The 21,656-nt window shown below is 69.0% G+C and carries 18 protein-coding genes; 9 read left to right on the forward strand and 9 right to left on the reverse strand.

Going from position 1 to position 21,656, the window contains the following annotated elements; genetic code table 11:
• Positions 1–125 precede the first annotated feature (125 nt).
• Both dnaN and dnaA read right to left on the reverse strand, forming a co-directional pair.
• A complete protein-coding gene (gene dnaN / locus ACIRVH_RS15135) occupies positions 126–1,256 on the reverse strand; it encodes a DNA polymerase III subunit beta (RefSeq protein ID WP_403952653.1) in 1,131 nt (376 codons plus the stop codon).
• Between the two features lie 1,133 nt (positions 1,257–2,389).
• A complete protein-coding gene (gene dnaA / locus ACIRVH_RS15140; RefSeq protein WP_403952656.1) occupies positions 2,390–4,378 on the reverse strand; it encodes a chromosomal replication initiator protein DnaA in 1,989 nt (662 codons plus the stop codon).
• 374 nt (positions 4,379–4,752) lie between these two features.
• Here dnaA and rpmH point away from each other — a divergent pair, with 374 nt between their 5' ends.
• From rpmH to ACIRVH_RS15185, 9 genes are all read left to right on the forward strand, one after another.
• The gene (gene rpmH, locus ACIRVH_RS15145; protein WP_015659252.1) at positions 4,753–4,890 is read left to right on the forward strand and encodes a 50S ribosomal protein L34; all 138 of its coding nucleotides are present in this window, start codon (positions 4,753–4,755) and stop codon (positions 4,888–4,890) included.
• Positions 4,891–4,911: 21 nt separating this feature from the next.
• Positions 4,912–5,283, forward strand: coding sequence for a ribonuclease P protein component (gene rnpA, locus ACIRVH_RS15150; protein WP_389179025.1), 372 nt, complete (start codon positions 4,912–4,914; stop codon positions 5,281–5,283).
• Positions 5,280–5,645, forward strand: a complete 366-nt coding sequence (yidD, locus tag ACIRVH_RS15155) for a membrane protein insertion efficiency factor YidD (protein ID WP_403952659.1) — start codon at positions 5,280–5,282, stop codon at positions 5,643–5,645. Before rnpA ends, yidD begins: the two co-directional genes overlap by 4 nt.
• Before the next feature lie 3 nt (positions 5,646–5,648).
• A complete protein-coding gene (gene yidC, locus ACIRVH_RS15160) occupies positions 5,649–6,929 on the forward strand; it encodes a membrane protein insertase YidC (RefSeq protein ID WP_403952662.1) in 1,281 nt (426 codons plus the stop codon).
• A 15-nt stretch (positions 6,930–6,944) separates the two neighbouring features.
• Positions 6,945–7,457: a protein jag gene (locus ACIRVH_RS15165; RefSeq protein ID WP_393474735.1), complete on the forward strand. Its 513-nt coding sequence runs from the start codon at positions 6,945–6,947 to the stop codon at positions 7,455–7,457.
• 117 nt (positions 7,458–7,574) lie between these two features.
• Positions 7,575–8,291 (forward strand): 16S rRNA (guanine(527)-N(7))-methyltransferase RsmG, encoded by a 717-nt coding sequence (gene rsmG, locus ACIRVH_RS15170; RefSeq protein ID WP_403952665.1) that lies wholly within the window; start codon positions 7,575–7,577, stop codon positions 8,289–8,291.
• A gap of 309 nt (positions 8,292–8,600) precedes the next feature.
• On the forward strand, positions 8,601–9,674 hold the full coding sequence (locus ACIRVH_RS15175) for a ParA family protein (RefSeq protein WP_403953039.1): 1,074 nt from the start codon (positions 8,601–8,603) through the stop codon (positions 9,672–9,674).
• Positions 9,671–10,771: a ParB/RepB/Spo0J family partition protein gene (locus tag ACIRVH_RS15180; RefSeq protein ID WP_403952668.1), complete on the forward strand. Its 1,101-nt coding sequence runs from the start codon at positions 9,671–9,673 to the stop codon at positions 10,769–10,771. The genes ACIRVH_RS15175 and ACIRVH_RS15180 overlap by 4 nt, the downstream gene beginning before the upstream one ends.
• A 319-nt stretch (positions 10,772–11,090) precedes the next feature.
• Positions 11,091–11,708, forward strand: a complete 618-nt coding sequence (locus tag ACIRVH_RS15185; RefSeq protein ID WP_403952671.1) for a GNAT family N-acetyltransferase — start codon at positions 11,091–11,093, stop codon at positions 11,706–11,708.
• Between the two features lie 77 nt (positions 11,709–11,785).
• Here ACIRVH_RS15185 and trxA read toward each other — a convergent pair whose 3' ends face one another.
• The 7 genes from trxA to ACIRVH_RS15220 all read right to left on the reverse strand — a co-directional run bounded on the left by trxA (position 11,786) and on the right by ACIRVH_RS15220 (position 21,587).
• Positions 11,786–12,112: a thioredoxin gene (trxA, locus tag ACIRVH_RS15190; RefSeq protein WP_403952674.1), complete on the reverse strand. Its 327-nt coding sequence runs from the start codon at positions 12,110–12,112 to the stop codon at positions 11,786–11,788.
• 44 nt (positions 12,113–12,156) lie between these two features.
• Positions 12,157–13,122, reverse strand: a complete 966-nt coding sequence (gene trxB, locus ACIRVH_RS15195) for a thioredoxin-disulfide reductase (RefSeq protein WP_403952676.1) — start codon at positions 13,120–13,122, stop codon at positions 12,157–12,159.
• Between the two features lie 170 nt (positions 13,123–13,292).
• Positions 13,293–14,222: an anti-sigma factor family protein gene (locus ACIRVH_RS15200; protein WP_403952679.1), complete on the reverse strand. Its 930-nt coding sequence runs from the start codon at positions 14,220–14,222 to the stop codon at positions 13,293–13,295.
• Positions 14,219–14,944 carry an RNA polymerase sigma factor SigM gene (sigM, locus tag ACIRVH_RS15205; RefSeq protein ID WP_403952681.1) on the reverse strand — a complete coding sequence of 242 codons (726 nt, stop codon included), beginning with the start codon at positions 14,942–14,944 and terminating at the stop codon, positions 14,219–14,221. Before sigM ends, ACIRVH_RS15200 begins: the two co-directional genes overlap by 4 nt.
• A 26-nt stretch (positions 14,945–14,970) precedes the next feature.
• On the reverse strand, positions 14,971–16,689 hold the full coding sequence (locus ACIRVH_RS15210) for a serine/threonine protein kinase (RefSeq protein WP_403952683.1): 1,719 nt from the start codon (positions 16,687–16,689) through the stop codon (positions 14,971–14,973).
• A 118-nt stretch (positions 16,690–16,807) separates the two neighbouring features.
• Positions 16,808–19,174, reverse strand: a complete 2,367-nt coding sequence (gene murJ, locus ACIRVH_RS15215; RefSeq protein ID WP_403952686.1) for a murein biosynthesis integral membrane protein MurJ — start codon at positions 19,172–19,174, stop codon at positions 16,808–16,810.
• A gap of 46 nt (positions 19,175–19,220) precedes the next feature.
• Positions 19,221–21,587 (reverse strand): DUF6049 family protein, encoded by a 2,367-nt coding sequence (locus ACIRVH_RS15220; protein ID WP_403952689.1) that lies wholly within the window; start codon positions 21,585–21,587, stop codon positions 19,221–19,223.
• Between the last annotated feature and the right edge of the window lie 69 nt (positions 21,588–21,656).

Raw genomic sequence — 21,656 nt, forward strand, 5'->3', positions numbered from 1 at the left:
GTGTGGGGCACCTGCGTACCCGGGTCCGAGCCTAGTCCCGGACCCTCACGCACAGCTGTGGGCATACGCGCTCATACGTATGCCCTCACCTGGGGCTTTGTCCTGTGGATACCGGCGGCTGCGGCTCAGCCGCTGAGCCGCACCGGCATGATCAGGTACTTGTAGGCCTCGTCCGCCTCGGCGTCCAGCGCCGGCTTGCCACTGAGCAGCGCGGGCTTGGTGGACGTCGTGAACGACAGCTGGGCCACCGGGGAGTCGATGGCGCTCAGACCGTCCAGCAGGAACGTCGGGTTGAAGGCGATCGAGATGTCGTCGCCCTCCAGCTGTGCATCCACCCTTTCCACAGCCTGTGCGTCGTCGCTGGAGCCGGCCTCCAGGATCAGCACGCCCTGCTCGAAGCTCAGCCGCACCGGGGTGTTCCGCTCGGCGACCAGGGCCACACGCTTGACGGCCTCCACGAAGGGGGCGGTCTCGATCACGGCGACGGAGTTGAACTCGGTCGGGAACAGCGTGCGGTACTTCGGCAGGTCTCCCTCGAGCAGACGCGTGGTCGTACGACGGCCCGCGCCCTCGAAACCGATCAGGCCCTCGCCCGCGCCCGAGCCGGACAGCGCCAGGGTGACGCTGTCGCCCGCACCGAGCGACTTGGCGGTGTCCAGGAGCGTCTTGGCCGGGACCAGGGCGACCGCCGAGGTGTCCGGGTTCTCCGGCTTCCACAGGAACTCGCGGACCGCGAAGCGGTAGCGGTCGGTGGAGGCCAGGGTGACCGTGTCGCCCTCGATCTCGATGCGCACACCGGTGAGGACGGGCAGGGTGTCGTCACGCCCGGCGGCGATGGCCACCTGGGACACGGCGGCGGCGAAGACCTCGCCCGGGACGGTACCCGTCGCGGTCGGCATCTGCGGCAGCGCCGGGTACTCCTCCACAGGCAGGGTGTGGAGTGTGAACCGCGAGGAGCCGCAGACCACGGTCGCCCGTACACCGTCTGTGGAAATCTCCACCGGGCGGTTGGGGAGGGCGCGGGAGATGTCGGCGAGCAGCCGGCCGGAGACGAGGACCGTGCCCTCCTCCTCGACCTCGGCCTCGACGCTCACCCGAGCGGAGACCTCGTAGTCGAAGCTCGACAGGCTCAGCTGGCCGTCCTCGGCCTTCAGCAGGAGGCCGGCGAGGACAGGCGCCGGCGGACGGGCCGGCAGGCTGCGTGCAGCCCACGCCACTGCCTCCGCGAGTACGTCGCGTTCCACCCGGATCTTCACCGTAAGCCGCCTCCTGCTGTTGCTACTGAGTCCTCCGACTCGGTGTCACCGCCCACTGCGAAGGGCAGGACACCGGGGACCAGTCTGACGCACCGCACTGACAGTAGGTGCCTGTCGGGGTCAAGTCGCTCCGAGGGGCAGCCGGGCTCGAGAGCGCGAGTTGTGCACAGGCCCCGCTTCGAAACGGATTCCGAGCTCTCTCTAGTCGGAAGTAGTAGTAGGGGCTGTGGATACCGTGGATAACCACGTTTGCCCAGCTCAGAGCGCGAATTTTGTCCACTGACCCTGTGGGTGGAGGCGGTGGACAACTAGGGATCTCTGTGGAGAACAGAAAGTTCTGCACACACCGCCCACAGCTCGAGGGCAGTTCTCCCCAGCTGTGTCCCCAGGTTTACCCACGTTTCCCACACCCCAACCTGGCAGCTTCATGTGACGGCTTTCACTCGACGCGGTGAGAGGGTGCGTCGCGTTGCCGAACAGTGGACAGCCATGTGGAGAAGGCAGGGTTCGCTGGGGACAACCGGCCTCAGCCTGTGGGCTACCCGTGGAAAACTTCGTCCACAGTCTGTGGATCTCCGCTTCGTCCACAGTCTGTGGAGATCGTTCGTCCACGATTCCACAGGCAGCTGAGCTGGGCGGACGCCGCTTCCTCAGGCTCCCTGTGGATGCAGTTCGGGACAACTCCGCAGTCCCCAGGATGTGGACGGAAAAAACTCACCGAATCTGTGGAGAGTGGCCGTAACCAGGCACTTAATCGAACAGTCGGTGGCCGCGGAGGGACGTCCGCGGCGCGGCGACGAGCCGCCGGCAGGGCGCGATGAGGGGGCCGGCGGCTGCCTGGGACCCGAAGGATGGCGGCCGGGGACGCGAAGGGTCGCGGCTGGGGACGTGGAGGACGGCCGCCAGGTTCGTTGCGAAGGACGGCGGCCAGGGGCGTGAAGAACGGCCGCTGGGGATGTGAAGGACGGGCCGCCAGGGTCGTCGCGGAGAACGGCGGCCGGGGACGCGATGGCCGGCGCTCAGGGTCGCGAAGATCGGCCGCCGGAAGACGCGAGAGCGGCTGCCTCGGACGCGAGAAGGCGCCCCCGGGATGTCCTCCCCAGGGGCGCCCTCAGTGTCGCCTGCGGCTGCTGTCAGCCGTTCTTGATGCGGTTCGTCAGCTCGGTCACCTGGTTGTAGATCGAGCGCCGCTCCGCCATCAGCGCGCGGATCTTCCGGTCCGCGTGCATGACGGTCGTGTGGTCGCGGCCGCCGAAGTGCGCGCCGATCTTCGGCAGGGACAGGTCCGTGAGCTCACGGCACAGGTACATGGCGATCTGGCGGGCCGTGACCAGCTGGCGGCCGCGTGAGGTGCCGCACAGGTCGTCGACCGTGAGGCCGAAGTAGTCGGCGGTCGACGCCATGATGGCCGACGCGGTGATCTCGGGAGTCGAGTCCTCGCCCCCGGGGATCAGGTCCTTGAGGACGATCTCGGTGAGGCCCAGGTCCACCGGCTGCCGGTTGAGCGAGGCGAACGCCGTCACCCGGATCAGCGCGCCCTCCAGCTCACGGATGTTCCGCGAGATCCGGGAGGCGATGAACTCCAGTACCTCCGGCGGGGCGTTGAGCTGCTCCTGCACCGCCTTCTTGCGCAGGATCGCGATGCGCGTCTCCAGCTCGGGCGGCTGGACGTCGGTGATCAGACCCCACTCGAAACGGTTCCGCAGCCGGTCCTCCAGGGTCACCAGCTGCTTGGGCGGCCGGTCGCTGGAGAGCACGATCTGCTTGTTCGCGTTGTGGAGCGTGTTGAACGTGTGGAAGAACTCCTCCTGCGTCGACTCCTTGTCCGCGAGGAACTGGATGTCGTCGACGAGCAGGATGTCCATCTCGCGGTAGCGCTTGCGGAAGCTGTCGCCCTTGCCGTCGCGGATGGAGTTGATGAACTCGTTGGTGAACTCCTCGGAGCTCACGTACCGGACGCGCGTGCCCGGGTAGAGGCTGCGCGCGTAGTGCCCGATCGCGTGCAGCAGGTGCGTCTTGCCGAGCCCCGACTCCCCATAGATGAAGAGGGGGTTGTACGCCTTCGCGGGCGCCTCGGCGACGGCCACCGCGGCCGCGTGCGCGAACCGGTTGGAGGCGCCGATGACGAACGTGTCGAAGAGGTACTTCGGGTTCAGTCGTGCGGTCGGCTCACCGGGACCGCTCGCCGGCGCGGGCTTCGCGGCCAGCGGACCGGGCGCACCGCTCCCGCCGGCCGCCGGCAGGTCCGGGCGGCCGGGACCGCCGCGGTGCACCGGGCCGGCTCCGGCCGACTGGTCGGGCAGGTCACGGCGGACGGGGTCGCGCTGGTCGTACTCCGCGCGCGGATTGTCGTAGTCCGGACGGGAGTCGTAGTTCGGGCGCTCGTACTCCGAGCGGTCGTAGTCCGGACGGTCGTACTCCGGGCGCGGGGCGTCGTAGTCGCCGCGCTGCTGGTCGTACGACGGGCGCTCCATGCCCTTCGGGCGGTAGTCCTGGGACGGCGAGTCGTAGGTGGCCTGCCCCGAGGAGCCGTAGGAGTCCTGGGACGGCGAGGCGTACGGGTCGCGCTCGGGGAAGCCGAGGCGCTGCTGCTGCCAGCCGTACTCGTCCTGTCCGGGCCGCGGCCAGGCGCCGGGCGCGGGCCGCTGGTACTCGGACGGATATGCGGGCCGGGCGGTCGGCAGCTGGTCCCCGCGGGAGGCCGGCTCGTTGCCCGGGAGCGGTTCGGCGGCACGGTGCCGGCCGTAGCCCTCGTACGGTCCGGAGGGCAGCTCCGGCTCCTCGTAGCGCGGCTGTCGCTGCCGCTGCGGCTGGGCGGGAGGTGCCTGCGGGGCCGGCGACTCGCCCGCGGAGTCGTCCACGGTGATCGCGATGCGGATGGGGCGGCCGCACTCGCGGCTCAGGGTCTCGCTGACGATCGGCGCGAGACGGCCCTCCAGTACGTTCTTCGCGAATTCGTTCGGTACGGCGAGCAGAGCGGTGTCCGCGACCAGCGCGAGCGGCTGGCAGCGCCGGATCCAGTGCTCGTCCTTCGCCTCGACACCCTGTCCGCGGCCCTCACCGAGGAGCTGCTCGAGTACGCGTGGCCACACTGCGGCAAGATCGGCAGGTACGTCAGCCACAGGGCACGCTCTCTCACAGGTCCCACGAACGTGTGGTTGTGGGACGGGTCGGGATGAAAATCGGGTCGGGCGGGGATAAGGGAACGAATCGGAGTCCAGCCACGGTAGTCAGCGCGGCGGGTACGGTTCAAGTTGTTGTCCCCAGCCTGTGGATAGTGTCTCTCGGCGACCCCCGGTTTGACCGGATGGCGTAGCCCCGCGTACCGTAACCAGGTCGAGTTGTCGATGGCTGCTGCCGCCTGCCTCCGAAGGGCACAGGTCACGTCAGGTGATCGGGAAGCGGTGCACTCGGGCGTGACGCGAGCTACTCGTGGGCGCACGGTGACAGCCAAGACGGCACCCGCCACCACCGATTTGATTTCTGGAGCCCTCGAGTGAGCAAGCGCACCTTCCAGCCGAACAACCGTCGTCGCGCGAAGACCCACGGCTTCCGCCTGCGGATGCGCACCCGTGCGGGTCGCGCGATTCTCGCGAACCGTCGTGCCAAGGGTCGCGCCAGCCTGTCCGCCTGATCCCGATCAGGTCATGACGTCGTGCTGCCCACCGAGAACCGGCTGAGGCGGCGCGAGGACTTCGCGACCGCGGTACGACGAGGTCGTCGGGCAGGTCGTCCGACCCTCGTCGTCCACCTTCGTAGCGGTGCCACGGACCCGCACGCGCCAGGGGAGAGCGCTCCCCCGACGCGTGCGGGTTTCGTCGTGAGCAAGGCTGTGGGTGGAGCGGTCGTGCGCAACAAAGTGAAGCGCAGACTGCGCCATCTGATGCGTGACCGAGTCGTCCTGTTTGCCCCCGGTAGCCTGGTAGTCGTACGAGCGCTGCCCGGAGCGGGCGACGCAGACCACGCACAGCTGGCCCGAGACCTGGATGCCGCCCTCGAGCGGCTGCTGGGAGGGGGCGCGCGATGAAGTACCCGCTACTGGCTCTGATCAAGCTGTACCAGTGGACGATCAGTCCCCTGTTGGGGCCGGTGTGCAAGTACTACCCGTCGTGCTCCCACTACGGCTACACGGCCATCGACCGGCACGGTGCGATCAAGGGAACGGCACTCACCGCCTGGCGCATCCTCCGGTGCAATCCGTGGTCGCTAGGCGGTGTGGACCATGTTCCGCCGCGCAAGCGCCCGCGGTGGCACGAAATGCTGCGCGACGCTTGGCGCGCACGCAAGGGCGGGACCTCCGCCGCCGAACCGGCCACCGAGGAGAAGCCTCACTCCGAGCTTCCCTTGAGCCCGGCCGCAGAGACCTCGTCCCATGCCCAAGGAGCATGATTAGTGGACACGATTGCCAGCCTCTTCAGCTTCATCACGACACCTGTCTCCTGGGTCATTGTCCAGTTCCACACGGTGTACGGCGCCATCTTCGGCCCCGACACCGGGTGGGCCTGGGGCCTGTCGATCGTGTCCCTCGTGATTCTGATCCGTATCTGCCTGATCCCGCTCTTCGTGAAGCAGATCAAGGCGACCCGGGCCATGCAGACGCTCCAGCCCGAGATGAAGAAGATCCAGGAGCGCTACAAGAACGACAAGCAGCGTCAGTCCGAAGAGATGATGAAGCTGTACAAGGAGTCGGGCACCAACCCGCTCTCCTCGTGCCTTCCCATCCTGGCGCAGTCCCCGTTCTTCTTCGCCCTGTACCACGTGCTCAACGGCATTGCGTCGGGCCAGACCATCGGCGTCATCAACCAGTCGCTGCTGGAGAGCGCCCGTAAGGCGCACATCTTCGGGGCCCCGCTCGCGGCGAAGTTCAAGGACAGCGCCGAGACGATCCACGCGCTGGGCGCCTCGGTGGTCGACGTTCGCGTCGTGACCGTGGTCATGATCGTCATGATGTCGGCGTCGCAGTTCTACACGCAGCGCCAGCTGATGACGAAGAACGTCGACACCACGGTGAAGACGCCGTTCATGCAGCAGCAGAAGATGCTGATGTACGTCTTCCCCATCATGTTCGCCGTCTTCGGTATCAACTTCCCGGTCGGTGTCCTGATCTACTGGCTGACCACCAACGTGTGGACCATGGGCCAGCAGATGTACGTCATCCACAACAACCCGACCCCGGGTTCCAAGGCCCAGGCCGCCTACCTGGAGCGCCTCACCAAGCACGTCACGCACCACGGCAAGATCCGTCGCCGCAGCGAGAAGACCATCGTCAAGGCGATCGTCGCCAAGGGCCGCGACCGCAACGAGTTCGAGCGCAAGTTCATCAACGGCCTGAGCAAGGCGGGCCTCGCGGCCCAGACCGACGGCGCCGTGGTGAAGAGCGAGAGCCAGGCCGTGGCGCAGGCCGAGGACGGCACGACGACGGCCACCGCCGCCGCCCGGCGCCAGCAGCCCAAGCGTCAGAGCAAGGCGCAGCGCCAGTCGGGCGGGACCAAGCAGGCGGACGACGAGACGTCGAACACCTCGCTGGAGAAGTCCGACGCCGACGAGCCGCAGGACGCCAAGCCCGCTGCTGCCAAGCAGCCTCAGAAGCCCGGCTCCGGCACCCGCAGCAAGGCCCAGTCCGGCCAGCGCAAGGGTGGCCCGCAGCGGCCCAAGTCCCCGTCCAAGAAGTAAGAAGGAGCCCATCCCGTGACGGAAGGCACCACCTCCGCCGCTGCCGAGGGTGCAGACACCCTCACCCGCCTGGAGCAGGAGGGCGAGATCGCGGCGGACTACCTGGAGGGTCTGCTGGACATCGCCGACCTCGACGGCGACATCGACATGGATGTCGAGGCCGACCGCGCCTCCGTGTCGATCATCAGCGACACCAGTAGCCGCGACCTGCAGAAGCTGGTCGGCCGCGACGGCGAGGTGCTGGAGGCGCTGCAGGAGCTGACGCGCCTGGCTGTGCACCGGGAGACCGGCGACCGCAGCCGTCTGATGCTGGACATCGCGGGCTACCGCGCCAAGAAGCGCACCGAGCTGTCCGAGCTGGGCGCCAAGGCCGCCGCCGAGGTCAAGAACACCGGCGAGCCCGTGAAGCTCAAGCCGATGACCCCGTTCGAGCGCAAGGTCGTCCACGACGCGGTCAAGGCCGCCGGGCTGCGCAGCGAGTCGGAGGGCGAGGAGCCGCAGCGGTTCGTCGTCGTGCTGCCCGCCTGATAGGTCCCTCACGTTTCACCGGCCCCGTCTGCCCGCAGACGGGGCCGAACTTTGTCAGCCTGGTAGTTCTGGTGGTCGGTGCGCGGAGCACCGGCGCTGTACGGAAGGACGGTCCCCGTGACGGAGGCAGCGGAGCTTCCCCCCGCGCCCGAGCAGGCGCGGGAAGTGTTTGGTGATCGCTTCGCCGATGCGGTCCGCTATGCGGAGCTGCTCGCCGAGGCGGGCGTGCAGCGTGGCCTGATCGGCCCACGCGAAGTGCCCCGCCTGTGGGAGCGGCACCTGCTGAACTGCGCGGTGCTCTCGGAGGCGGTCCCCGAGGGAGTGACGGTGTGCGACGTCGGCTCGGGCGCCGGCCTGCCGGGCATTCCGCTGGCCCTGGTCCGGGACGACCTGAACATCACGCTGTTGGAGCCCCTGCTGCGGCGCACCACCTTCCTCACCGAGGTCGTCGAGCTGCTGGGTCTGGATCACGTCACCGTGGTGCGCGGCCGGGCCGAGGAGGTCATGGGCAAGCTGCCGCCGGTCCATGTGGTGACGGCCCGTGCCGTGGCCCCGCTGGACCGTCTGGCCACCTGGGGCATTCCGCTGCTGCGCCCGTACGGCGAGATGCTCGCGCTCAAGGGGGACACTGCCGAGGAGGAGCTGAAGGCGGCGGCTACCGCGCTCAGCAAGCTCGGTGCGGTGTCCACCTCCATCCTGCATGTGGGCGAGGGCGTGGTGGATCCCCCGTCCACGGTTGTACGGGTCGAGGTGGGTGAGAGCCCGGGCGGTGTGCGTTTCGCGGCCAAGCGGGCCAAGGCGGCCCGGACGGGGCGGGCACGGCGACGTCGCTGATACGCGAGATCGGCGTTGCCGGCCTCGGAGGCAGGCGTCTCTGAACCGCCCTGACGACGAGACGTACTCCACACAAGCTGCCAAACGTACGCAAGCCGGAGTGTCGCGAAGATCCGGCCGCCGTTGCTGTGCATCGTGTTTCACGTGAAACGTCGCTCACTGCTGCACGGCATCATCAGTCGTGGCCGCGCCGCGGCCGAACCTCGCGACCGGAAGCCTCTCGGTTCACTCGGGGAGGCACCGGAGTTGTCCACAGAGGTGGATTTCTCCACAGAACACCAGGCCTCACTGGTTCACGACCCCGAAGACATGGGAGGCTCTGTTCATTGCGAGCCTGAAGTCGAGGAGAGTGAATCCGTGCGGTCCGACGCCAACATCGCGGGACCGATGACCGATCCGGTCCCCGGTCCCCGTACCGAGTCGATGGGGGCGGATGTTTCACGTGAAACACCGCCCCCGATGGACGACACTCCCATCGGTCGCGCTGCCCAACTGGCGGTGGAGGCTCTGGGCCGCGCCGGTGAAGGCCTGCCGCGCCCCGAGCAGACCCGAGTCATCGTGGTCGCCAACCAGAAGGGCGGCGTGGGCAAGACCACGACGACCGTCAACCTTGCCGCTTCGCTGGCTCTGCATGGCGCCCGCGTTCTGGTGATCGACCTCGACCCGCAGGGCAATGCGTCCACGGCGCTGGGTATCGATCATCACGCGGAAGTGCCGTCGATCTATGACGTGTTGGTGGAGAGCAGGCCGCTCGCCGAGGTCGTCCAGCCCGTCCCCGATGTTGAAGGCCTCTTCTGTGCCCCCGCCACCATCGATCTCGCCGGTGCGGAGATCGAGCTGGTGTCCCTGGTGGCCCGTGAGAGCCGGCTGCAGCGCGCGATCCAGGCGTACGAGCAGCCGTTGGACTACATCCTCATCGACTGCCCGCCTTCGCTTGGCCTGCTGACGGTCAACGCGCTCGTCGCGGGCCAGGAGGTCCTCATCCCCATCCAGTGCGAGTACTACGCGCTGGAGGGACTGGGCCAGCTGCTTCGCAACGTCGACCTGGTGCGGGGGCACCTCAACCCCACCTTGCATGTGTCGACCATCCTGCTCACTATGTACGACGGCCGGACGCGTCTCGCCTCGCAGGTCGCGGAAGAGGTGCGCACCCACTTCGGTGACGAGGTGCTGCGGACGAGCATTCCCCGCTCGGTCCGTATCTCCGAGGCGCCGAGCTACGGGCAGACGGTGCTGACTTACGATCCTGGATCGAGCGGTGCCCTCTCCTATCTTGAGGCGGCCCGAGAAATCGCGCTGAAGGGCATTGGCATCAGCTATGACGGCAGCCAGGCCCACATCGGCGCCCAGAACGACCCGAGCATGGTGGAGGGGATCCAGTGAGCGAGCGACGGAGGGGGCTGGGCCGTGGACTCGGCGCGCTGATCCCTGCTGCCCCGACCGAGAAGAACCCGGCCCCGGCCGCGATGGGGAGTGGAACGTCCACGTCCCCGGCAGCGGTCCCGGTGCTGACGACCGACCGTGGCGTGGCCGCGGCGAAGGTGGCCACGCTGCCGCCTGTTTCACATGAAACCGAGGAGCCCTCGGTGAGCCCTGCCGCGGAGGCTCCCGCGCCTCCGGTGGGCGCCCACTTCGCCGAGCTGCCCCTCGACGCCATCACGCCGAACCCGCGCCAGCCGCGTGAGGTCTTCGACGAGGACGCGCTGCAGGAGCTGGTCACCTCCATCAAGGAGGTCGGTCTCCTCCAGCCTGTCGTCGTACGACAGCTGAGTTCCGGCCGCTATGAGCTGATCATGGGTGAGCGCCGCTGGCGGGCCTGCCGTGAGGCCGGCCTCGAGGCCATCCCGGCGATCGTCCGGGCCACCGATGACGAGAAGCTCCTCCTGGACGCCCTGCTGGAGAACCTGCACCGGGCGCAGCTGAACCCACTGGAAGAGGCCGCCGCCTACGACCAGCTGCTGAAGGACTTCAACTGCACGCACGACCAGCTGGCGGACCGCATCGGGCGCTCCCGCCCGCAGGTCTCCAACACCCTGCGGCTGCTGAAGCTGTCGCCGGCGGTCCAGCGCAGGGTCGCCGCCGGGGTCCTCTCCGCCGGTCACGCCCGGGCGCTGCTGTCCGTCGAGGACTCGGACGAGCAGGACCGGCTGGCGCATCGCATCGTGGCCGAGGGCCTCTCGGTGCGGGCCGTCGAGGAGATCGTGACCCTGATGGGTTCGCGGCCCCAGACGACCCAGCGCTCCAAGGGCCCGCGGGCCGGTGCCCGGGTCTCCCCGGCGCTGAGCGAGCTTGCCACCCGTCTGTCGGACCGCTTCGAGACCCGGGTGAAAGTCGACCTCGGTCAGAAGAAGGGCAAGATCACCGTCGAGTTCGCCTCCATGGAGGACCTTGAGCGGATCCTCGGCAGCCTCGCCCCGGGCGAGGGGCCGGTTCTGCAGAAGGGTCTCCACGACGGCGACTCCGAGGAGCAGGACGACTGAACCTCCGGCGGTCCCGCCGAAGGGGTGCAGGGGAGCGGATCGCATCCGGTGCGTACCGGAAGGCGGTCCGCTCTTTGCTTTGAGGCAGGTATCGAGGGAATCGCTTCGTGGATACGATGCGGATGGGGTAGGCGCATCCACCTGGCGGATCTCTGAGTGGGGAGACAGGGGCCATGCGATCGATGAGCCGCACCGGACTGGTGAGCGCTGGCTTGGGCCTTGGGGCCGTCGGCGGATTCGTCGGCAGCCTGCTCAGGGAACGCAGCGCTCTGACAGCCGCTCGCGACGCAGCGGGCGAAGGAAGCGAGGAACAGCCTTCATGGGGCGTCGGCTTGTACCGCTCACGCTGGACAACCTTCAGGACCTTCCCAAGCGCTGTCGCTCGTGCGTCTTCTGGGAGCTCGACCCCGTCAGCGGCGAAGCCGCGCTGAAGGCGGGCACCTCCGCGCTGGAGAAGGAGTCCTGGATCTCCGCCGTCCTGCTGGACTGGGGATCGTGCGGCCGGGTGGTCTACGTCGACGACGTCCCCGTGGGCTTCGTTCTCTATGCGCCGCCGGCCTACGTGCCGCGCTCTACGGCGTTCCCCACGAGTCCGGTGTCGCCGGATGCCGTTCAGCTCATCACCGCGTTCATCATGCCCGGCTACCAGGGGCAGGGGCTGGGCCGGGTGCTGGTCCAGACGGTGGCCAAGGACCTGCTGCGTCGGGGCTTCAAGGCGATCGAGGCGTTCGGTGACTCCCGCTGGAAAGAGCCCGCCTGTCTGTTGCCCGCCGACCATCTCCTGGCCGTGGGCTTCAAGACGGTCCGGCAGCATCCCAAGCACCCTCGTCTGCGGCTGGAGCTGCGCTCGACGCTCTCCTGGAAGGAAGACGTGGAGATGGCGCTCGACCGGCTGCTGGGAGCCGTACAGAAGGAACCGGTGCTGCGACCGCTGTAGAGGTAGGTGTCAGCCGAAGGCCTCATGCAAATGGGCCAACCCAGAGGGGTTGGCCCATTCGTGTTTCACGTGAAACGTCACTCGGCGATGAACTCGTCGAGGTCACGCACCAGCGCAGCCTTCGGCTTGGCACCGACGATCGTCTTGACGACCTCGCCGCCCTGGTAGACGTTGAGGGTCGGGATGGACATGACGCCGTACTTGGCGGCCGTGCCCGGGTTCTCGTCGATGTTCAGCTTGACGATCTCGATCTTGTCGCCGTGCTCGGCGGCAATGGCCTCGAGAGACGGAGCGATCTGGCGGCACGGGCCGCACCAGTCGGCCCAGAAGTCCACCAGGACGGGCTTCTCGCTCTTGAGGACGTCCTCGTCGAAGGACGCGTCGGTCGTGCTCTTCAGGGCCACGGTGGGCTCCTTATCTTCTGCGGTGGGGCGGGGGAAGAGGAAGGTCAGACGGTGGCGGCGGCCTCGGCCTTGTCCTCGTCCGCGAGGGCGGAGAGGAAGCGCTCGGCGTCGAGGGCGGCGGAGCAGCCGGTGCCGGCCGCGGTGATCGCCTGTCGGTAGGTGTGGTCGACCACGTCACCGGCGGCGAAGACACCGGTCAGGTTGGTGCGGGTGGACGGGGCGGCGACCTTCAGGTAGCCCTCCTCGTCCAGGTCCAGCTGACCCTTGAACAGCTCGGTGCGCGGGTCGTGGCCGATCGCGATGAACAGGCCCGTCACCGGCAGGTCGGAGAGCTCGCCGGTCTTGACGTTGCGCAGCTTCAGACCGGAGAGCTTCTGGTCGCCCTGAACCTCGGCAACCTCGCTGTCCCAGACGAACTTGATCTTCGGGTCGCCGAAGGCACGCTCCTGCATCGCCTTGGAGGCGCGCAGAGTGTCACGGCGGTGGACGATCGTCACGGACTTGGCGAACCGTGAGAGGAAGGTGGCCTCCTCCATCGCGGTGTCGCCACCGCCGATCACGGCGATGTCCTGGTCCTTGAAGAAGAACCCGTCACAGGTGGCGCACCAGGAGACACCCCGGCCGGAGAGCGCGTCCTCGTTCGGGAGGGCGAGCTTGCGGTGCTGGGAGCCGGTGGTGACGATGACGGCCTTCGCCCGGTGAACCGTGCCCGCGGTGTCGGTGACGGTCTTGATCTCACCGGTCAGGTCGACGGAGACGATGTCGTCCGGGATCAGCTCGGCGCCGAAGCGCTCGGCCTGCGCCCGCATGTTGTCCATCAGCTCAGGCCCCATGATGCCGTCGCGGAAGCCCGGGAAGTTCTCCACCTCGGTGGTGTTCATCAGCGCGCCACCGGCGGTGACGGCCCCCTCGAACACCAGGGGCTTCAGCGAGGCGCGCGCGGTGTAGAGCGCCGCCGTGTAGCCTGCCGGCCCGGAGCCGATGATGATCACGTTACGGACGTCGCTCACGGCTTGGTTCCTCGTCTCTGGTCTGCGTCAGTCGACCGGTGGGAGCCCCTTTCGGAACTCTCACCCCACCCAACGGATCCTAAGGGGCGCGCATTCCCGCTGTGTCCGGGCACACGCGTATCGCACACGGTACGGATGACCGCACAGACGGAGACGAATCCTCCCCGGACTCAGGTTCGAGGGAGGGACTGCTTGAGCAGGACCTTGCCGACGGACGAGGGGGCCTGGTGGACGCAGTCCGCGTCGACGACATAGGCCGTGACCCGGGCGCTGTCGCCGTCGTCGGGCATCACGACGAGATAGGCGCTCCTGCCGGCATAGGTGCCGGTCTTGGCGCCGAGGACGTCGTCGCTGCTGTTGATCGCCTTCCGGACGCAGTCGGGAACCGAGGGCTGCGTCTGGATCAGGGTGTTCGCGCTCTGCGTGGACCCGGGGGTGTTCTGCTCGGATTCGACGCCCGAGCGCGGCCGCTGGCTCTCGGAGCCTCGCTCCGTGCCCTTCTTCGTGGCGAGCAGATCCTTCACCTGGCTCTGCACGCTGTCCCCGGAGAACGTGCTGGCGGTCGGTGTCGGCCGGCCGTGAGCCGTTGTGTTGGAGCCACCGCTGACGAGTGACTGGAGGACGAGGGACCCGGCCCCCAGGACGGCGGCGGTGAGAACGGCACCCAGGGCGACGGTCCTGCGGCGCCGACCGCGCTCGCGCCCCTTCCGCCCCGGGCCGGTAGATCCGCTGGGGCGCCCGAGGGGGCGGTCCGACGGGACCGATGTTTCACGTGAAACACGACCGCCGGTGCGTGCCGGCTCTTCGGAAACCAGGAGAGGTGCGTCCAGAGCTTCAGGTGCGGTGGAGGCCAACAGTGCTTCGGCGGCGAGGGCGGCATCGATACGCCCGGAGACATCCGCCGGCATCCGCGGCGGGCCCGGCATGGTGCCGAGCAGCCCCCGGATCTCCTCCAGCGAGGCATGCACGTCCGCGCACAGCTCGCACCCTTCCAGGTGGCGCCGTACCTCCGTGCTTCGGTCCGGTGGGAGGAGGCCTTCGGTGAGGTCGGAGATCTCGGCGACGTCCGGGTGCTCGGCCGTGTCAGTCGAGGAAGTCACGCTCGCCCACCTCCGCCCTTCACTACGGTTGAATCGCTCGGACCCGTACGTCCCGGACCCTTGTCATGAGGATCTGTCGCAGGTGGGACGGATTTCCCTTCCACCCGGTTCCGTCCCGGCCCGGGTTCCTTTTCGTCACCAGTGCTTCCGGGCCGCAGATGGGTGAGCAGCGGAAGAAGTCTGGCCCGGCCTCGGGCGCACCGGCTCTTCACCGTCCCCGTGGGCACATCGAGGATCCGGGCGGCCTCGGCCACGGGGTAACCCTGCATGTCCACGAGGACCAGAGCCGCACGCTGCTCGTACGGAAGCGTGCCGAGCGCCTCGAGGAGCTGGCGGTGCACATCGTTCCGCTCGGCGGGAGCGGAAGCCGACTCGTGCGGCTCCAGCAGCTGCTCCAGCCGCTCGGTGTCGTCGACCGGGGCGGTCTTCCTGGAGGCGGCCTTGCGGGCCCGGTCCAGGCAGGCGTTCACAGTGATGCGATGCAGCCAGGTCGTGACGGCCGACTGCCCCCGGAAGGTGTGCGCGGCCCGGTAGGCGGACACCAGCGCGTCCTGGACCGCGTCAGCGGCCTCCTCCCGGTCCCCCAGCGTCCGCAGCGCCACCGCCCAGAGCCGGTCCCGATGCCGCCGCACGATCTCACCGAAGGCATCGGGGTCGCCTTCCACATGGCGGGCGAGCAGGTCCTGGTCGCTCACTCCGTCGTATCCGGCGCCCTCCGCCATCTGCCCCCTCCGGTTCGGGTGAGACGTCAGCCCGTGAACCGCACTTCGCCGATGGCCTGCTTGAAGCCGGCCTGGGAATACGTGACCGAGTCCGGACCCGAGTACGGCACAGCGGTCAGCCACACGAGGACGTATTGCGTCTTCACCGACTTGGTGACCTTCACCGTAGCGGTACTACCCGAGGTTGTGACGCTGCCGATCTGCTTCATCGAGTCGAGTGATGCCGGCGCCAGCGCGTCGGCCGCGTACAACTCGACGGTCGTGTGGTTGCCGCCGTAACGAAGGTCCAGGGTGGCCGTGCTGAGATTCTTCGCCGAACCGAGGTCGTAGACGATGCCGACACCCGGCTTGAGCGGCGCGATCGAGGGGCCTTCGGTGAAGGTTTTGGTCCTCCAGTACGTCGACGCGTTGTGGTCGTAGGTCTTGGTGACATCGTTGGGGTGCTGGGGGTCGCCCTCGGCGACGAACTCCTGGCTGTTGACGATCTTTATTGGCGCGGTCTTCGGCTTTGCGGCGTTCTTGTCCCCGCCGTCCTGGACCTGCGTCTTGTTGGTGTCGTCCGACTTGTCGCCCTGGCCCATCAGGGCGTCCGCCAGCTGCCAGCTGCCCAGGCCCAGCGCGGCGATGAGGAGCGCCGAGACAGCCCACTTCAGCGCCTTGCCGGTGCGGCTCTGCAGCGGGGGCGGCGGGGCCGCGATCGGCTGCGTGGCACCATGGCGCGCTGCAGGGCGGCCGTACGTGCCCTGCTGATACGTCGTGCGCTGGTACTCCGGCGGGGCCGTGAACGCCGGCTCCGGCGGGCGGATGCGGGGCATCTCGCCGATCGCCTTGACCAGTTCCTCCGGCGTCGTGCACGGAGCCTCGTGCCGGGACGCGGTGGCCCCGTCGTTGACGAGGGCGCGCATGGCGAGTTCGGACAGGCCGCGGTGGACCCCGGCGCGCACCTGGTCCGGGGCGATGAGGCCGATGTCCTTGGGCAGGCCGGACAGGCCGTAGGCGTCGTTCTCGTACGGCCAGCGCTGGGTCAGCGCCGCGTACAGCAGGGCGCCGATCGACTCGGTGTCGGTGCGCTGCGGGGTGTCGGAACTGATACCGCGCAGCGCCGCGTTCACGGCGAGGCCGCGGATGCGCCACTGACCGGTGGAGGCGCGCAGGACCGCGTTCGGGTTCAGCCGCAGATGGGCGAGGCCCTCGCGGTGTGCGGCGGCCATGGCGGAGGCGACCTGACTGACCATCTGGTAGGCGTCGTGCGGCTCCAGCGGGCCGGCCGCCAGCAGTGCGGTCAGTTCGGTCGCGTCGGGCAGCCATTCGTGCACGACGTAGACGAGGTCGTTCTCCTCGACGGCATCCAGCACCTGGACGAAGCGCGGATCGCCGAGCAGCGCCGAGGAACGCGCGGCGGCCAGTACCGACCGGGCCCGCGTATGGTCCGCGGGCAGGATGTGGACGCCGACGGCGCGACGGAGTTTCTCGTCGACCGCACGCCAGCTGCTGAATCCGTCCAGACGGGTGACGCACTCCTCGAGACGGTAGCGTCTGGCGAGTTTGTGACCGCTGTGCAGTTCCGGCGGTGAGGCCTTCTTTCCGTGACCGTCCGTTCCGCCGCTCCCCTGCCCCTCGCTGTCCGTGTCCCGCTCCGGGTTCTGGGCCACCCCGTCGGCCGTGGACTGGTCCGCCTTGGCGGTCAGCGGCTGCTCGCCGCTGTTGTCTGCCACGTCGACGGCAGCCGTGCTCCGTTCCGCCACCGTCGTCCCTGCCTCCCCATCCGTTGCACGCTGTCCGACGCCGAATCCAATTGTGCCCACAGTCTGCCGCTATGCACGACACACAGCTGCGGACGATGGTTGTGCGCCTACCCCCGACTCAGCGACCCAGGCGCCCGCGCACCATGCCCACGAGCGAGTTGAGTTCGTCGATCCGCATCCGGCGGGCTGCCACGAAGAAGACGCCGAACAGGACCGCACCGCCGACGACCAGCGCCGCGAAGGAGCCGACGACGCCCTGGCCGAGAGTGTGCCCGATGCCGTAGCAGGCCGCACCGCTGAGCAGGGCCGCCGGCACCGAGGCGATGCCGAGCCGCGCGTACGTCCGCAGCACCCGTGCGCCGTCCAGGTCACCACCGAGCCTCTTGCGCAGCCTCCGCCAGGCGACGCCCACACCGATCGCGTAGGCGAGGCCGTACGCGGCGGCCATGCCCGCGACCGCCCAGCGGGACGGCAGCAGGAGGTAGCAGAGCCCGGAGGCGCACGCGTTGACCGCCGCCACGATGACGGTGTTGTAGAAGGGCGTCCGGGTGTCTTCGTAGGCGTAGAAGGCGCGCAGGACCACGTACTGCACCGAGTACGGGATCAGACCGAGGGCGAAGGCCATCAGCATGTAACCCATGTTGACGGCTGAGCCGGTGCCCGCCGAGCCGAAGATCAGCGTGCACATCGGGATGCCGAGCGAGAGGAAACCGAAGGCGATGGGCACGATGGCGACCGCGGTGGTGCGCAGGCCCTGGGAGATGTCGTCGCGGACGGCGCCGCCGTCACCTTCGGAGGCCGAGCGGGAGATGCGTGGCAGCAGCGCGGCCATGAGGGACACCGTGATGATGGCCTGCGGCAGGCCCCAGATCAGCTGGGCGTTGGCGTAGGCGGCGAAGCCGGTGCCCTTGACACCGGAGGCGTCGCCGGCAGCGGTGGAGAGCTGCGTCACGACCATGGCGCCCACCTGGTTGGCGAGGACGAACAGGATCGTCCACTTGGCGAGCATCGCGGCCTTGCCCAGGCCATGGCCCTTCCAGTCGAAGCGCAGCCGGATCCGGAATCCGGTCTCGCGCAGGTAGGGGATCATCGCGAGGGCCTGGACGACCAGGCCGAGCAGCACACCGACACCGAGCAGTCGCTGACCCTGCGGCGGGATGTTGGTGACGGCCAGGTGGGAGTTGGCTGCGGTGCCGTAGACCCAGATGAACGCGCCGAGCGAGATGATGATGACGATGTTGTTCAGGACCGGCGTCCACATCATCGCGCCGAACTTCCCGCGCGCGTTCAGGATCTGACCCATCACCACGTGGATGCCCATGAAGAAGATCGAGGGCAGGAAGTAGCGAGTGAAGGTGACCGCGACGTCGTTGGCCGCAGGGTTGTCGGCGATGGTGGGAGACAGTGCCCGCACCAGCAGCGGCGCCGCGAGCATCGCGAGAGCGGTCAGCGCGGCCAGGGCCACCATCACGAGGGTCAGCAGCCGGTTGGCGAAGGCCTCGCCGCCGTCCTCGTCCTCCTTCATCGAGCGCACCAGCTGGGGCACGAAGACGGAGTTGAGACCGCCGCCGACCGTGAGGATGTAGATCATCGTCGGCAGCTGGTAGGCCACCTGGAAGGAGTCGGCGAGGAAGCCGAGGCCCAGCGCGGCGGCGATCAGCGCGGAGCGGATGAAACCGGTGAGCCGGGACACCATCGTGCCCGCCGCCATGACCGCGCTGGACTTGAGCAGCCCGCCGGCCTTCCCGCCCTTCTTCGGGGCGGGAGCGGCGGGTGCGGAGGCCTCCGCGGGAGCGGACGGACCGGTGGGCTCGGGAGCCGCGGCCGGGGCCGGCACCGGCGGCTGGACCGGTTGTCCAGCTGCGGGCGGACCGGTCTGGTACGGCGTCTCGGCGTACTGGTTCGCGTACTGCGGGCTCTGGGCGTGCGGCGGCGCCGGGTACGGAGCCGCAGGGCTCTGCCCGGGGCCCGGCCCGGCAGCCGGGCCGGGAACGGCCGGGGGGTCCATCGGCGCGGGCGCACCGCCCTGCTGCTGGTCCCGGAAGAGGTGCGCGAAGGCGTCGGGCTGGTGGTACTCCTCGCCGGAGTGCGTCACCAGGTCGTCCACGCCCACGAACTGGGTCGTACGGGGGTCGTCACCGTACGGCAGGTACTGGGCCGATCCCTCCGGTTCCGGCGCCGGGGTCTGCGCCCACACGCGCGGGTCGGGAGGGTAGGGCGACTGGGCCGGCGCGCCGTACAGCGGCTGCTGCTGCTCGTACGTGCCCGGCGGCGGCGGGGGGTGCGCGGCACGGTCGTAGAGCGCCTCGGCGACCGGGTCCTGGGCGGCGAGATCGTGGTCCCGGTAGGGGTCCTGGTCGTAGGCGTCCTGGAGGTACATGTCCGCAGCGTGCTGCGGCGGCACCTGTCCGGGCTCGGGCGTCGGCTCGGGGTAACCGGAGCCGGCCGCGCCCTGACCGCGGTCACCGTCGTACGGCGCGTTCATCGTTACCCCACCTCATCGTCCCGGGCCACACCGGCCACGACATCGCTCAACGGTCCACTCTCTCACCCGTCCCGGACGGGTCGGTGCTTTCCGGTGCGGTGTCCGGTGCAGGGTCACTCGGCTGCTCCGGGTCGTCTGCCCCGGAGGGGGCGTCGGACTCCTCCGGGAGACGGTCCCCGGGGGCGCCGGGGTTCCCGGGCTGGTCGCCGGGGTCCTCCCCCGCGGCGTCGGGGCCGTCGTGCTCGGCCTGGCGGGCGGCCGCGCGCTTGCGCTGGGTGTACATCCGGAAGCCAGCCAGGACGAGCAGGAGCACGCCGCCGCCGATGACCAGCATGACCGTGGGCGTGACCTCGGTGACCTTCACGTCGAACTGGACGGGGTCGCCGTATGCCTGGCCGTCCTCGGTGTACAGCTGGGCGAAGACCGAGACCCGGCCGTTGGCGTTGGCGGAAGTGGTGAATTTCACGGACTGGCTGTGGCCGCCGGAGACCTCGACGGGCCGCTCGTAGTAGGCCCTGCCGCCGATCTTCAGGCGGGTAGGGTTCGTCGAGGTGAGCCGCAGCACGAGGTGGTTCACGGGCTGGACGAGGTTGTTCTGGACGGTCACCGGGATGGTGGCGCTGCGCCCGGAGAGCTTGGTCTCGGACTTGTCGATCAACTTGACCTGGTCGGCCAGTTCGTCGAGCCAGTTCTCCACGTCGCCCCGGAAGCTGTCCGCCTCCGTGCCGCGGCCCCGCCACGACGTGGACATCTCACGGTTTATGGCCCTGCCGAACGGCGTGACCACGCGGGACTGGTCGCTGAGGATCACCTTGAAGTTGTCGAGCTTGTCCTGCGTGCGCGCGATCTGCTCGAAGGCCGTCCTGGGCAGCTCCTGCTTGCGCAGCGAGGAGGGGTAGACGGACGTGGACGGGATGCGCGTGGTGGCGTCCGGGTCGGGCTTGGCCTTGGCGGCCGCGGTGAGGTTCTGCGACTGCGACCAGGTGTCGTCCTGGAGCGCCTTCAGCGCCGTCGCCATCGCCTGGGCCTGGCTCGCCGACGGCATGCGCTGCGGAGCGACGACGATGCTGCGCTGCTCGTCCGTCTGCGCGTTCAGCTCCAGGCTCTGCGCCAGGAACTCCTGCACGGCGAGCGTGGCCGAGTCCGCCTTGGTCAGATCGTCCTCGAAGGCCGTGGACAGACGAGCGTCGGCCACCACCGCTGTCGTACCGCCGCCGACGGGGCGGGCGGCGGAGGGGGTGTAGGACAGCCCGGCGGTCTCCTGGAGGCTGTCGCTGCGGGCGATCACCCGGTCGGCGCCGGCCGAGGTGGCGACCTTCATGATCGACGGGTCTACGGCGCCTTCCACCGGCCAGGCGAAGTCCGTGGTCGGTGTGACATGAAGCACGGTCTTCACGGTGGTGGCGGCGACGTCGGTGGCGTCCTTGAGGTGGCTGAGCGAGCCGGTGACGCTGGTGCCGTTGTGCGCGAGGGAGGCCAGGTCCGGGTCGGCGAAGGGCAGGGCGACGACCTCCTTGCCCGCCACGGCCTTCTGCAGACCGGCCAGCCACTGCTTGGCGTCCGCCTGGTGGGTGCCGGCCGTGGTGGTGTTGCCGTCGCCCTGGACGCGGTAGTTGCCCGCCATCGCGTCCACCGACGCCAGCAGGTCCGGGTCGATCACCCAGGTGACGTCGAGGTCCTTGCCCAGCTCCAGCATCTGCGCCAGCCGACCGCCCGGGGCGATCTCCTTGGCCAGGTCGTCGTTGAGGAAGACCGGCGTCTGCAGCTCACCGGCACCCGTCCTGGCCGTCATGTGGACCGTGGAGATCAGCGGCCACAGGAACGTCGTCTTCGTCTTCGTGTCGGCCTCGGAGGGCTGCCACGGCAGGAAGGTCCGCTGGACGCCGAGCACCTGCTCCCAGGGCTGCGCGGAGGTCTGGCCGGACAGGGCGACGCCGAATTCGTAGACGCCGTCGTCGCCGAGGTCGAGCTTGTCCACCGGGACCGAGATGCTGAAGTGCTCGGCGACGCCCGGGGGCAGCTTGGAGAACTTCTCCTCGTACTTACCGCCGACCTCGGTGCCGGTGCTGCTCTGGAGGCCGTCGGAGTGCTGGGCGATGCCGTCGATCGCCGAGCGCGTGTTCAGCATGCGCCCCACCCGCAGGCCCACGTGGGCGCCGGTGACGGCCTGCTTGCCGTTGTTGGTCACGGTGCCGGACACGGTCAGCGTGTCGCCGTCCGTGGGGGCACTGGGGCTGAGCGAGTCCACAGAGACGGACACGGGGTCCGAGGAGGCGGCCTGTGCCGGCCCCGCCGCGGGCAGCTGGAGGAGTCCGGCCAGCAGGGGCGCCCCGGCGAGCAGTCCTCCGGTGCGCCGCAGCCACCGGCGCACGGGTGAGGCACTGGTCCCCTGGAAGTCAGCCGCCTCGGCCACGCGCTCGCCCGTCCCTCGTCGTCGTCAGTGGTCGTCGGAATGTGCGTCCCCGCATGGTAACGAGGCGCG

Source organism: Streptomyces sp. NPDC101165 (assembly GCF_044768135.1).
In the GTDB taxonomy this organism is placed as follows: domain Bacteria; phylum Actinomycetota; class Actinomycetes; order Streptomycetales; family Streptomycetaceae; genus Streptomyces.